The sequence below is a fragment of the Atribacterota bacterium genome (assembly GCA_028717805.1).
Classification (GTDB): Bacteria; Atribacterota; Phoenicimicrobiia; order Phoenicimicrobiales; family Stramentimicrobiaceae; genus Stramentimicrobium.
In genome coordinates this window covers 37,638-50,994 of record JAQUNC010000005.1, presented here as the reverse complement: position 1 = coordinate 50,994, position 13,357 = coordinate 37,638, and the positions used below count along the sequence as shown (strand labels likewise).

Below are 13,357 nucleotides of genomic sequence, written 5' to 3'. Positions count from 1 at the left end.
ATACTCACTAATTTAGATCAATAGTAAGAAACAAAATCATCATGAGTGCATATTATAAATAAGTTAAAAAGGGCTATACCTATTCTTACCAGTATAGCCCTGAATTCCTTTAATTATTTCTGTTCTATATATTATTTATTATCTCTTAAATAAACATACCAATATATAGTAGCAACAAAGAAGGCTCCGCCAATTATATTGCCTATAGTTACTGGTAATAAATTATTAAATAAAAAACTACCCCAATTCAATCGGCTAAGCTGATCCGTTAATCCTGCTGCTGCTACTATTGAAGTATTATTTTTTAACAATATACCCATGGGTACAAAATACATATTGGCAATACTATGCTCAAAACCACTGGCTACAAAAGCCATAATGGGGAAATAGATACCAAGAATTTTACCAGGAACATCCTTAGCTGCTACTGCCATCCATACTGCCAGGCATACCAGCCAGTTACAGAGAATTCCTCGTGCTATAGCTGCACTCCAGGTTAGATTAACCTTACCATTGGCTATGGCCAAAGCCTTTGCTCCTACAGCAAAATTTCCGGTCTTCCAAAGCTGAGCATTATACATCAACCATACTATCAAAAGAGAACCAATAAAATTTGCTATATATACCCAAACCCAGCTGTTTAACAATTTTCCTACTGTAACATTCTGGTTTAAAGTGCCCACCACGATTAAATTATTTCCGGTAAATAATTCTGCTCCGGCAATAACAACCAGCATAAGACCAACTGAAAAAACACTACCAAATAAAAATTTAGTAATCCCATCACCTACAAATTTTACTGCATCATAAGTAACCATAGTAGCCAGTTGCGCACCAAAACTGATATAAGCACCCGCCAGAATACCTAAGATAATCATTTTACTCCATGACAGACCAGCCTTGTTCTTGCCAATAGTACAAAAAGCATTAGCAATTGCACCTGGTGGATTACATGGCGTTGTTACATCTTGCGCTAATTGAATTTTATCTTTCTCTGTACTCAACTTAGTATCCTCCTTTTTTAATAATATTTATTTTTAGGATATCTTTTTAATTTTAACAGCACACACTTTATACTCTGGTATCTTAGAAACTGGATCGAGGGCTGCAATTGTTAATAAATTAGCAGCAGCTTCATGGAAATGGAAACTCATGAATACTACACCATTATCAGATTTTTCAGTTACCTTAGCCTTTGCCTGAATCTTTCCTCTTCGAGAGGTAACTTCAACCATTTCACCATCTTTTATACTTAATTCGCTGGCATCCTGAGGGCTAATCTCAACTAATGCTTCTTTATATACTTCGCTTAGCCCTTTAGATTTTCGGGTAACTGTACCGGTATGGAAATGATATAATACTCTTCCAGTAGTAAAGATTAAAGGATATTCTTCATCAGGAAGTTCGGCAGCCTCTCTAAATTCAACTGGGAAGAACTTTCCCTTTCCTCTGCTAAACTTATCCTTATGCAGGAACCTTGTCCCAGGATGTTTGGTATCTGGACAAGGCCATTGCAACCCTTCTTTTTCCAATCTTGGATAGAGTATCCCTCCATAAATTGGAGTGAGTTGAGCAATTTCTTCCATAATTTCAGCAGGGCTATTGTAGCTCATATTATTATATCCCATTTTCTGAGCTAGTTCACAGATTATCTGCCATTCCGGTTTTGATTCTCCTATTGGTTCAATAGCTTTATAGAATCTTTGCACTCTTCTCTCAGTATTAGTAATAGTGCCATCTTTCTCAGCAAAACTAACACCAGGCAACACTACATCAGCCATTTCAGCTGTTTCAGTCATAAACATATCTGATACCACTAAAAAATCAGTTTTCTTTAAAGCTTCACGGGCGTGGTTTAAATCAGGATCTGACATAGCTGGATTTTCTGCCATAATGAATATACCTCTCACTTTGCCATCATATGCGGCATTAAGTATTTCAACAACTGTGAGTCCGACCTTATTTGACAATTCAGCCTGCCAGGCTTTAGAAAACTTCTCTTGAATTGCGGGGTCCGCTACGGTCTGATAACCGGAATACACATTGGGCAAAGCTCCCATATCACAAGCGCCCTGAACATTACTTTGTCCCCTTAAAGGATTTACTCCTGAACTCTCCTTCCCTACATTACCAGTTAACATCGCTATATTGGCAGTTGAAAGAACATTATCAGTACCGCTGGTATGTTGGGTAATCCCCATGGAATAAATTAAAGAAGTATTAGGACCTTTAGCATAAATTCTTGCTGCTTTCCTGATATCATCGGCAGGAACTCCGGTAATCTTCGCTACTATTTCTGGGGTATACTTGAGAACTACTTCCTTCATTTTTTCATAATCTTCGGTTCGTTTTTTAATAAATTCCTTATCTTCCAATCCCTCAGTAATTATAACATTCATCAAACCATTAAACAGGGCTACATCTGTTCCTGGTCTATGCCTTAACCAGAGAGTAGCATATTTGACTAACTCTATTTCTCTAGGATCAGCTACAATTAATTTTGCTCCATTTTTAGTTACTGCTTTTTTTATTTCCAGGGCAATGATAGGATGGTTCTCAGTAGTGTTGGAACCGGTTAAATAAATAACCGAAGCATGGGCAATTTCCGTAATAGAATTAGTCATGGCACCACTACCAAAGGTTTGAGCCAAGCCAGCAACAGTGGCTGAATGGCAAAGCCGGGCACAATGGTCAACATTATTCGTTCCCAGGACTGCCCTGGCAAATTTCATTAGTAGATAGTTTTCTTCATTAGTACATTTGGCTGAAGAAAGAACCGCTAAGCTATCTTTTCCGCTTTCTTCTTTGATCTCTTGAAATTTATCACTGATTAACTGCAGCGCTTCATCCCAGGAAGCTGGTTCTAATTTACCATTTTTCCTGATTAAGGGAGTTTTTAAGCGATCTTCCCTATGAATATAATCATTTCCAAAACGCCCTTTCACACAGAGATTAATGCCATTGACAACACTATCAGGATTGGAAGTAACCTTAACTACCTTGCCATCTTTAATATTCAGGTCAAATCCGCATCCACATCCACAGTAATTACAGGTAGTATGAACTTTTTCAAATTCCCAGGCTCTTCCTTTTCCTATAGCTGCCTTATCAGTTAATGCTCCAACAGGGCATACCGCAACACACTGTCCACAAGAAACACAATTAGAATAATCGGGATTTTTTTCTGAACCAATAGTAATTTTTGTTTCATGTCCTAATTTATTGCCCAATCCGGCAATGACTTCTGTTTTTGTACCACGATATCCGAATCCAATAGCTCTTGATTGTTGAATCTCGTTACATATCTCTACACATCTTCGACAAAGAATGCATTTATTCAAATCTCTTAAAATAAAAGGATTACTTTCGTCGATAGGAAGGTTTCTTTCACTTCTGCCAAAACCGGATTCTTTAATCCCCAATTCATAAGCTAAGTCTTGCAAATCACATTCACCATTCTTCTCACAGGTCATACAATCCAGAGGATGCGTAGTTAATAATAATTCCAATACGGCTCGGCGAGCGTTAATTACCCTTTCACTATGGGTATACACTACCATACCTTCCTGTACTGGATATACACATGAGGCAACCAGACAGGGATGACCTTTAACCTCTACCACACACATACGACAAGAGCCTGGATAATGATTGATTTCTGGCATAGCACATAACGTGGGAATTCTTATGCCTGCCTTAGTTGCTGCATCCAGGATTGTTGAATCAGGCTCTACCATAATTTTTTTGTCATTTATTGTTACTTGGACCAACGGCATCGCCATTTTTTCCTTTTTTATTCCTGTATCTTTCATTTTAATTCTATTTCAATCCTTTCTTTCAATATTAGTCCTCTCGATATTCACAACGTAAGCACCTGCTGCTTTCTCTACAGGTTATCTCTTTATTCCATGTTTTTTCTACCTCGTTATGAACTCCTCTTTCTTGAATCGGAAGGAGATGGACCTGAGAACGTGCGTAATCTACTGGATCTGATTCAGGATCAAAATCCACGTTAATTGGATCTTTTATCCTCCAGGGATAAACTCTCTTTTTACCAGTTAAATAAAAATCAATAGCTTCAGCAGCATTCTGTGCTTCTCCTATCGCCTCAACTACAGTAGCAGGACCTAATGCCACATCACCACCGGCAAAAACATCTTGTATTTTGGTTACTCCTTTTTCAGTGGGAATAGTCTGATCCCGATTGAGAACAATTTCTTCATTATGGAATAAATCTGAAATAGCAGGTTTTTGCCCAATAGATAAGATTAAACAATCGACTTTCTTGATAAAAGTAGATTCTTTAATTTCAATGGGCTTACGCCGACCAGAAGCATCATAATTGCCTAATTTCATATTCACTAACTCTACTTCCAGGAAATCTTTGTTTGATTTCACTGACTTTATATTTTGTAGTAAAGAAATCTTTATACCTTCTCTTTCAGCTTCATTAACTTCAGCTTCATCAGCAGGCATTTCTTCTCTGGTTCTTCGATAAACGATGGTAACCTTTGCTCCAAGCCTTTTAGCAGTTCTAGCTGCATCAATGGCAGAATTACCGCCACCAATCACTATTACCTCTTTGCCAATATCAAGCTTTTCCTTTCTATTAAATTTAGATAAGAATTCTAAACCGCTAAAAATTCTGGAATCATCTAAGTTGTCCATCTCAGGCATAATGCAGTCCCAGGCACCAGCAGAAACATAGAATGCTTGGTAACCTTCTTTTCTCAGCTGATCTAAAGTCATATCCTCTCCAATCCTTGTGTTTGTTTGTATCTTAACTCCGTAATCTACCAGTGCTTGAATCTCTTTTTTCACAATATTCTTTGGTAAACGATAAGATGGGATAGCATAGGTTAACATTCCTCCAGCTTTTGGTTGTGCTTCAAATACTGTTGTTTCATATCCTAACATAGTTAGAAAATAAGCATTGGAAAGTCCAGAAGGACCACCACCAATAATGGCAACTTTTTTACCATTTTTACTATTTTTTTCAGGGAAACAATCCAGATAATTATCAACCTGATCAGCCATAAATCTCTTGACAGCACGAATATTGATGGCATCATCAATATCCTTTCTTCGACATCTGGATTCACAGAAAGCAGGGCATACCCTTCCGCATACCGCTGGAAAAGGATTTGTTCTTAAGTGTGCCTGCATTGCTTTTTTATATTGACCCTCTTTGGTGTAAGCCAGATATGCCGGTACATTAACTGAAGCAGGACAAGAATTATTACAAGGTGCATATACTAATTCTGCACATACTCCTGCTCTACATTTCTTATCTCTAATATGTTCGATATACTCATGTCTAAAGTATCTTAATGTGGATAGAACCGGATTGGGGGCAGTTTGTCCTAATCCACAAAGAGCTGTATCTTTAATTCGATAAGATAATTCTTCCAGGGTATCCAGATCTTCCATCTTGCCCTTACCTTCACAAATCCTGGTTAATATCTCCAGCATCACCCTGGTACCTTCACGACAAGGAGTGCATTTACCACAAGATTCGTCCTGAATAAACTCCATAAAATAACGGGCTATATCGACCATACAGGTATCTTCATCCATTACTATCAATCCGCCTGAGCCCATAATGGCACCCAGCTCTTTTAATGTTTCATAATCAACTATTGTATTCAGATGTTGTGCTGGAATGCAACCACCAGACGGACCGCCAATTTGAACAGCTTTAAATTTTTTATTTCCCGGAATCCCTCCGCCTATATTATAAACAACTTCACCTAGGGTAATACCTATGGGGACTTCAATTAAACCGGTATTGTTAATATTTCCAGCCAGAGCAAATATCTTAGTTCCTTTACTCTTTTCAGTTCCAACAGAAGCAAAATTTTCAGCTCCATATAAAATTATATAAGGTATATTAGCCAGCGTTTCTACATTATTTAAAACAGTAGGGGATTCAAATAATCCTTTATTAGCAGGGAAGGGAGGTCTTGGCCTGGGTTCTCCCCTCTTGCCTTCAATAGAGCGCATTAAAGCAGTTTCCTCACCACAAACAAATGCTCCCGCACCCATTCTAATTTCAACATCAAAATCAAAACCAGTCCCCAGGATATTCTTGCCCAGTAGCTGATGTTTCCTCATCTCTTTGATGGCAATCTTTAGCCTTTCAATAGCCAAGGGATACTCCGCTCGTACATAAATATATCCCTGGTTAGCTCCAATAGCATAACCGCCAATCATCATAGCTTCTAATACACTGTAAGAGTCTCCTTCTAGCATACTACGATCCATAAATGCACCGGGATCACCTTCGTCTGCATTACATAAAATATATTTTTGTTTTCCAGAGGCTCTTGCTGCAAATTCCCACTTCAATCCAGTTGGAAAACCGGCACCACCTCTACCTCTCAACCCTGATTTTTTAATCTCATCAATTACTTGCTGGGGAGTCATCTCTGTCAAAGCTTTCCCTAAAGCCATAAAACCATCAGCGCCGATATAATCATCAATGGTGTTAACATCAATAATTCCACAGTTTCGGCGAGCAATTTTTCTCTGTAATTTAAAGAAATCAATATCTTCTATCATAGCTACTAATTCTTCTGTTTTTGGCTTTTTATAAAAAAGCCGCTGCACTACTCTGCCTTTTAAGATATGTTCCTGTACAATTTCCCGGGCATCCTCTGGTTTTAATTGTTGATAAAACACTCCATCAGGATAAACAACCATAATGGGTCCCAGTTCACATATACCCATACATCCAGTGGTAATAATTTCTACCTCTTTTTCCAGATTAGCCTCTTTTAATGCCACTTCCAACGCTTCTCTAACTCTTACTGAACCATTAGACATACAAGAAGTACCATGACATAGAAGAAGCTGAACTCTTATATTATTCATAATTTATGTACTCCTTATTAAACTATTTGTATTTCTCTAAAATTGCGTCTAATTTACTGGGAGTTAACCGACCATGAACTTCATTGTCAATCATAATAACTGGAGCCATTCCGCATGACCCAAAACAACGTTGTTCTCCTAAAGTAAATCTCAGATCTTCTGTTGTTTCTCCTATCTTTATACCCAATTTATTTTCTAATGCCTCCAGAATCTTTTTAGCACCTCTTACATAACAAGCTGTTCCCATGCAGATTGTAATAGTATGCCGACCTACAGGTTGTGTTTTGAAATAAGAATAAAATGTAACCACTCCAAATACTTCACTAACAGAAATATTCATCTCCTCGGCAACGAATTTTTGGACTTCTGAAGGTAAATAACCAAACAAGGATTGCGCTTTATACAAGACGGGGATTAAATAGCCCCTTTTCTCTTGATTATCTCTAATAAAACTCCCTAATTCCTGGTACTTTTCTTCAACAGTGCATTCATCATTTTTAATGATAGTTGTTTCACTCATTATTTTTTCCCCTTTGAAAATAAATATTTTTCTACTACTCTATTGTTTAAAACATGATCGTTAAAGATTGTCCTTGCTGCTTCTACATCAACATTGCGATAAGTTACCGGTCTATCTTCTTCTACATACACATGAATCATAGGTTCTTGGGCGCAAAAACCAAAACATCCTGAAGCGGTAATAATAATATCCGTTTTTTTGCTTTTTTCAATCAATTCCAAGAATTCATTCATTGTTTCTCTCGCCCCAGCAGCTATTCCACAACTACCCATTCCTACTACTATCTTGACACGATGCTTTCCCGATCTAAGCTTTAAATCTTTCTTTACCTTCTCCCGCATCATTTTTAGTTCTTCTAAATTTTTCATAGCTCCTCCTCTCCAAACATTAATTTGTATTGAATAATATTAATACCTTAAAAATAAGTTACCTAATATTTATTTTTTTAAATTCTTTTTGTAATACCTCATAAATATGTTTTCTTATTTTTATATAATTTTTTAATCCTTTAGCAATTTCATTGCGTAATTCCAGGAAATCTAAAATCAGTTCCTCTCTATCTTCTTTTGTAATAAATAATTTAAGATTAATTTCCGGCCAGGCAAAGAATATATCTGTAAAAGTCCAAGCCAAATCACCAAAAGGTTTGGCATCAATATGAGACATGTCTATCTTAAATTGAAGCGCAGTCCCTCCTTTTTTATTTATCCTTCTTATCTTTAAATATCCGCCGGTATCCTCTGCTGTTCTTTTTAATAAGGGAAGACCCAGTCCAACTCTTCTGGTCTTCCTAGAAGTTACAAAAGGATCTAATACTTCCTGCCCAATAATTCCTTTCCCATTATCGGAAATGCTACAAAAAAAAATACTTTTAGTGTAAGTTATTTTCACAATAACTTCATTTGCCCCGGCATTAACTGAATTTTCTATAATATCAAAGAGATGGTCCGCTATATTTTTCATTTCCGGTCTTCCTTAGAAAATCTTGCAATGAGTTAAAATCTATTACATGATTATCATCTTTTACTTCCAAAAAAAATGTTCCAATATCTTCCAAAAAGTGGCTATCTGAACCGCTAATTACCGGGAATCCTTCCAGTAAATCTCCTATTTCATATTTCTTATTTATCCATTCGAATCTTGATACTTCTACTGCATCAAAATTACTAGTAGGATCTAAAAAACCTATCTGGCTTTTTATACTACAGTAATCTCTATTAATATGAGCCGGTATTGCTATTCCACCCAGAAAATGAATGAAGTCAATCAACTCATCTAAGCTTATTTGTAAAGCATTTTGTCTTAGCATATAATCTATTTCAACTATCTCTCCTTTTTCATCATAGATTAGCTGGTCACCAAAAAAAGAAGGTTTATTATTCATTTTTGGCAGACAATCATTTATCTTCTTCTCCATCTCTCTCATACTAAATTCATCTGGGAAATAACCCAATAAGTGAATCTCTTCCCGGGTAGTCAGCTCAATCCCGAGAATAACATTAACCGAGCTTTTTTTATTAATTTTACTAATTAAAATCGAATGGGCAACCGCATTGTGATCAGTAATAGCAATTAGGTTGAATCCACTTTTTTCTGCCTTTTTCAATATATTTTGTGGTGACATAATATTTTCCCCACACGCTGAAAGAGAAGAGTGAATATGTAAATCAATCTTGATCAGATTTGCCTCCCAGCATCTGGTACAATAGACCACATATTTGAAAAGAATTTTTTTCAGTTCTCAATAGATTAATCTGTTCTTCCCTGGCTTTTTCTATCAATTCCTGGTTTATTTCTACATTATTGGTAAAGATAATTGCCCTTATATCCTTGATCAGCGCTACAGCTATACTGTTTTTATGTGCTTGGATAGTAATCCATACACTATCATTGCTGGCATGGGCAATAACATCTGACATTAAATCTCCACAATAACCTGTTTTGATTTCCTCATCTGAACAGAATACAATCTTCTGCAAAGAACATCTAACTATAATCTGGCTTAATTTCATCTCTATCCTCCTATATGGATAACTGCTTTTAAAATAGTACCGGTTTCCATAGAAGATTCTAATTCTAGATGATCAGCGCATTTTTTTATATTGGGCAAACCCATGCCTGCACCAAATCCTAAAGCTCTGATCTGTTCAGAAGCAGTTGTAAAACCAGGTTTCATTGCTTCTTCTATATCCGGAATACCTGGCCCATAATCAACAGCAGTAATAATAATACTATTCTGTTCCAATTCTACTGAAATATATCCCCCCAAGGAATGGATACTAATATTCATCTCTGCCTCATAACAAATAATGGCAACTCTTCGAATAATCTGTTTATCTATGGTCATTTTTTGTAGATAAGTTCTTATGATACTGGCTACTCTGCCAGCATTATCAAAGTCAGCTTTTTTGACTTCAAAACGAAGTGGTTTCTGTGGAGTATTCTTAATTAAGGTATCGGAAAGCTGATAATTTCTGTTTTCTTTTTGTTCCACTTTCTCGGCAATGGTTTGAATAGTTAGCAGCAGTCGATTTAAAATATCTCCCATAGTTATGATACCAACTATTTTACGGGAATGGGCATTCCCTGTTACCGGTAAACGACCAAATTTATATCTTTCAAACTTCTTTATAGCTGAAACCAAAGAATAATTTTGAGGAATGGTTATCACATCTTTAGTCATATAATCTTTTACCGTATCGTTCACATAATCTTCATCCAGAGCAGTAATTACATTATCAATACTGACAATGCCAATTATATTTTTCTGCTCATCCAGGATTGGAACTCCTGAAATTCTATTTTGTTTCAAAGACAATTGAATCTCACGAAAGGTAGCCTGCTCACCAAAAAAAATTACCTTACTGGTCATAGCATCTTTCACTTTTAACTCATAAATCAGCTCATTGGCTAAAGTTAATTTTTCTCTGGAATGTAAAATTGTCATTTCTTCTCTTCACTAATAATTGCCTCAACAATTGCCCGACAGGCATCAAACATTGTTTTGGAGGTCATTAAAAGTGGGATACGGTGGGAACGAGCTAGACCAATTGCTTCCTGTTCAGGAGCTTTCCCCCTCACAAAAACCACACCTACCCCTCCGGCAATCTCAGCGGTTCTTACCACCTGATGAGAGGTTAATCCAGTTAATAATAAAAAATTGTCCTTGCTTAAAGCAAGAACATCACTTAATAGATCACTGGCTGCAAACTCCTCAATATTCTGATCTAGCAAGTCTTCTCCAGTCAAGACCTCGGCATCTAATGTATTGACAATATCTTTTATTTTCATAATATACTCTCATGAATATAAAGTTTAAATAAATAGAAAAGGTAATAACTAAAATAAATAAAAATTAATCGTGATATTGTTTTCTGCTAAAAGATAAATTTGTGAAAAATATCACAAAGCACACCAAGTCATTTTATCATATGCCCTTAATATATGTCAAACTCATCCTTAAATTTATGGCCATAAATTATTTCGTCATCTAGTTTTATTTTAAATACATCACTCCTGTTAACAAATAATAATTTTATAAAATTTAAGATAAGTAATAGACCAGCTTTTCAAGTTCAATAGCAATATCAATATGTTTAATTGATATTTTCCGGGGATGTTTTATACTAATAGGAGCAAAATTAAGTATTGACCTGACTCCTCCAGCAATCATCTGGTCAGCTACTTCTTGAGCCGATTGGGAAGGTACTGCAATAATACCAATTCGTATTTTCTGCTCTTTTAGAAATTTTTCCATGTCCTGGATATGTCTGATCCTGATATTGCCAATTTTTTTACCTACTTTAGCCATATCATTATCAAATACTGCTTTTATGATAAAGCCTCTTTTGAGGAATCCTTTATAACAAAGGAAGGCAGTCCCTAAATTACCAGCACCAGCGAGTACTAAATTCCATTTTTGATTTGATTTCAATATCTCCTTTAATTTAGTGAATAATTCCAGGACAGGATAGCCAATTCCCCTTTTCCCAAATTCACCAAAATAAGAAAGGTCTTTTCTAATCTGATGGGGATTAATGCCGGTTATATCTGACAGTCTGGACGAGGAAATTGTAGAAAATTCATTAACTCTCTTTGCTTCAATCAAAGATGCTAAGGTTCTATGATAAATTGACAATCGATCGATAGTAGCTTGCGGAATGTATTTTTTACTAATCTTAATAAGAAATTATCCTTTCTAAATATTGTATCTCTGAAAGACTGTCTGAATAATCTTCTTGTTATCTCTGGGTAATCCAGGTTTCATAACCCATTCTTTTTAATTGCTGAGAAGCTTCTTCAGCCTGTGCTCGCAAGGAGTAAGCACCTACCTGCACTTTAAAAGCCTTATTGTGTTCTATAACAAAGGTCTGAAATCCACGATTTTCAATTTCTCTGGCTAAATCCCTGGCATTGCTCTCAATAGAAAAGTAACCTACCTGAATGGTATAAACTGTACCTGATGGAGTTACTGTTTCAGTCTGACTAACAGAAACTTCCTGCTTTGGCGGTGTAGGTGTAGTCACAGTCTGTCGGGATACTAAATCACTTTCCTTCTGAGCCATTTGCTCTGTTGTTTGGCTTGAAACTTCTCTTTCTACTGGCTTTTGTGGTATAGGTGCTTCAGATTCAGTCGGTCTTTCACCATTAGGAATATCCTGAGCAATTAACTGATCAATTTCCCTTTGCTCTTCTTCACCTACTTTAACCATTTCCTCTCTAGAAATAGTTTGCTGTTCTGACTCTAATTTCTCTGGAGGCAAGAAACTCTTTTCCCTTGCCATATAAAAGGCAATGGATAAGATAACTATCGCTCCAACTAAGATAATGAGGGTTTCCAGATTACTCCTGGTTTTTCTTTTATAAATACGTCTGGTTCTTCTCAAAGATATGCCCCTCCTTTAATCAAAATAGTCAGGGGATATTCCCCCCTACCATCCTTCTGTCTATTTTTTAAATCCATATTGATTTTTTGTCAAACTTTACCCGATAATATTATTAGAAAATTCTGTTTTAAAAACATTCAGAGTATATGATTCAAACAACAAAAGGAAATTATATCTTTATTATAATATAATATTACAATCCTTTGTGCTTTACTGCAACTTTTTATAATCATTGCTCCAATAGTAAATATTATAGTTTAATTAAACCTCAATATTATGTTATTACAATATCATATTTGAGTTATGTTCTATAATACATTCTTTCATTACAGTTCTGATTTACTTTTTTGCAGCTTTATTCAAACAGGACTACTATAGTACAATAACCATAATCTACATACCCTTATTTTTATGATATTATATTAGCATAGACTCGATGATAATATAAGTTAGGAACTTAATTATAAAATATTTAAATTTTTAAAGATTAAGGAATACTTTTTCAATGTCCAAAAATTGTCTCCTAGGGATAGGTAATTCCCTAAGGTCTGATGATGGTGCTGGTTCTTTTATTGCCCAGCATTTCAAGCATCATAACTGGATGGTGATAGACGGAAAATCGGCTCCAGAAAACTACACTTCAGTTATTAAAAATATTCATCCTGAACTGTTGGTAATTATCGATGCTGTTGAAATGAATCTTATTGCAGGTAGTATTAGGGTAATCCCCGTAGAAAAAATTGTTTCCCTGCAACTTTCCACTCATTACCTGTCTCTGTCCTATCTCATAGAATACTTGACTCCTGATTGCCATAAAATCATACTTATCGGTATTCAACCTCTTTCAACTGAAATGAGTGAAAATTTAAGTAAACCAGTGCTAAAGGCATGCTATCAGCTTAAAAACTTATTGGAAAAGAACCAGCTTAAAGCTATTCCAATTTTCACCTAATCCTTTCTCCTTTTACTCTTCTATCGACTAGAAAGAATTATAAATTTCAAACTGACTTAATGTATAGGCAAACACATACCTATACCACTGATAGCTTTAAGAACTTTTATGCTAGACTAAACTTTT

The 13,357-nt window shown here is 35.8% G+C and carries 13 protein-coding genes; 1 reads left to right on the top strand and 12 read right to left on the bottom strand.

The features are described from left to right. Window positions 1-131: 131 nt before the first annotated feature. The 12 genes from PHD84_02250 to PHD84_02195 all read right to left on the bottom strand — a co-directional run bounded on the left by PHD84_02250 (window position 132) and on the right by PHD84_02195 (window position 12,279). Window positions 132-1,004 carry a formate/nitrite transporter family protein gene (locus PHD84_02250; protein MDD5636626.1) on the bottom strand — a complete coding sequence of 291 codons (873 nt, stop codon included), beginning with the start codon at window positions 1,002-1,004 and terminating at the stop codon, window positions 132-134. Window positions 1,005-1,037: 33 nt separating this feature from the next. Continuing rightward, window positions 1,038-3,776, bottom strand: coding sequence for a formate dehydrogenase subunit alpha (gene fdhF, locus PHD84_02245; GenBank protein ID MDD5636625.1), 2,739 nt, complete (start codon window positions 3,774-3,776; stop codon window positions 1,038-1,040). Window positions 3,777-3,843: 67 nt separating this feature from the next. Continuing rightward, window positions 3,844-6,873: an NADH-quinone oxidoreductase subunit NuoF gene (gene nuoF / locus PHD84_02240; protein MDD5636624.1), complete on the bottom strand. Its 3,030-nt coding sequence runs from the start codon at window positions 6,871-6,873 to the stop codon at window positions 3,844-3,846. Window positions 6,874-6,895: 22 nt separating this feature from the next. Continuing rightward, on the bottom strand, window positions 6,896-7,393 hold the full coding sequence (nuoE, locus tag PHD84_02235) for an NADH-quinone oxidoreductase subunit NuoE (protein MDD5636623.1): 498 nt from the start codon (window positions 7,391-7,393) through the stop codon (window positions 6,896-6,898). Continuing rightward, on the bottom strand, window positions 7,393-7,761 hold the full coding sequence (locus tag PHD84_02230; protein MDD5636622.1) for a (2Fe-2S) ferredoxin domain-containing protein: 369 nt from the start codon (window positions 7,759-7,761) through the stop codon (window positions 7,393-7,395). Before PHD84_02230 ends, nuoE begins: the two co-directional genes overlap by 1 nt. A gap of 58 nt (window positions 7,762-7,819) precedes the next feature. Then, entirely contained in the window at window positions 7,820-8,356 is a 537-nt protein-coding gene (locus PHD84_02225) for an ATP-binding protein (protein ID MDD5636621.1), read from the bottom strand. Continuing rightward, complete coding sequence (locus tag PHD84_02220; GenBank protein MDD5636620.1) at window positions 8,328-9,107, bottom strand: PHP domain-containing protein; 780 nt, start codon at window positions 9,105-9,107, stop codon at window positions 8,328-8,330. The genes PHD84_02225 and PHD84_02220 overlap by 29 nt, the downstream gene beginning before the upstream one ends. Further along, on the bottom strand, window positions 9,061-9,405 hold the full coding sequence (locus tag PHD84_02215) for a DRTGG domain-containing protein (GenBank protein ID MDD5636619.1): 345 nt from the start codon (window positions 9,403-9,405) through the stop codon (window positions 9,061-9,063). The genes PHD84_02220 and PHD84_02215 overlap by 47 nt, the downstream gene beginning before the upstream one ends. A 2-nt stretch (window positions 9,406-9,407) precedes the next feature. Beyond that, complete coding sequence (locus PHD84_02210) at window positions 9,408-10,340, bottom strand: CBS domain-containing protein (GenBank protein MDD5636618.1); 933 nt, start codon at window positions 10,338-10,340, stop codon at window positions 9,408-9,410. Continuing rightward, window positions 10,337-10,684: a hypothetical protein gene (locus PHD84_02205; protein ID MDD5636617.1), complete on the bottom strand. Its 348-nt coding sequence runs from the start codon at window positions 10,682-10,684 to the stop codon at window positions 10,337-10,339. The genes PHD84_02210 and PHD84_02205 overlap by 4 nt, the downstream gene beginning before the upstream one ends. Window positions 10,685-10,937: 253 nt before the next feature. After that, on the bottom strand, window positions 10,938-11,555 hold the full coding sequence (locus tag PHD84_02200) for a redox-sensing transcriptional repressor Rex (protein MDD5636616.1): 618 nt from the start codon (window positions 11,553-11,555) through the stop codon (window positions 10,938-10,940). Between the two features lie 79 nt (window positions 11,556-11,634). Continuing rightward, entirely contained in the window at window positions 11,635-12,279 is a 645-nt protein-coding gene (locus PHD84_02195; GenBank protein MDD5636615.1) for an SPOR domain-containing protein, read from the bottom strand. Between the two features lie 505 nt (window positions 12,280-12,784). Between PHD84_02195 and hycI the strand changes: the two genes are divergently transcribed. Next, window positions 12,785-13,231: a hydrogenase maturation peptidase HycI gene (hycI, locus tag PHD84_02190; protein MDD5636614.1), complete on the top strand. Its 447-nt coding sequence runs from the start codon at window positions 12,785-12,787 to the stop codon at window positions 13,229-13,231. The last annotated feature ends 126 nt before the right edge of the window (window positions 13,232-13,357 follow it).

Coding starts and splice junctions, on each gene's coding strand:
- fdhF (MDD5636625.1), bottom strand. CDS start 3,776: ATGCCGTTGGTCCAAGTAACAATAAATGACAAAAAAATTATGGTAGAG.
- hycI (MDD5636614.1), top strand. CDS start 12,785: ATGTCCAAAAATTGTCTCCTAGGGATAGGTAATTCCCTAAGGTCTGAT.
- nuoE (MDD5636623.1), bottom strand. CDS start 7,393: ATGAGTGAAACAACTATCATTAAAAATGATGAATGCACTGTTGAAGAA.
- nuoF (MDD5636624.1), bottom strand. CDS start 6,873: ATGAATAATATAAGAGTTCAGCTTCTTCTATGTCATGGTACTTCTTGT.
- PHD84_02210 (MDD5636618.1), bottom strand. CDS start 10,340: ATGACAATTTTACATTCCAGAGAAAAATTAACTTTAGCCAATGAGCTG.
- PHD84_02205 (MDD5636617.1), bottom strand. CDS start 10,684: ATGAAAATAAAAGATATTGTCAATACATTAGATGCCGAGGTCTTGACT.
- PHD84_02225 (MDD5636621.1), bottom strand. CDS start 8,356: ATGAAAAATATAGCGGACCATCTCTTTGATATTATAGAAAATTCAGTT.
- PHD84_02230 (MDD5636622.1), bottom strand. CDS start 7,761: ATGAAAAATTTAGAAGAACTAAAAATGATGCGGGAGAAGGTAAAGAAA.
- PHD84_02215 (MDD5636619.1), bottom strand. CDS start 9,405: ATGAAATTAAGCCAGATTATAGTTAGATGTTCTTTGCAGAAGATTGTA.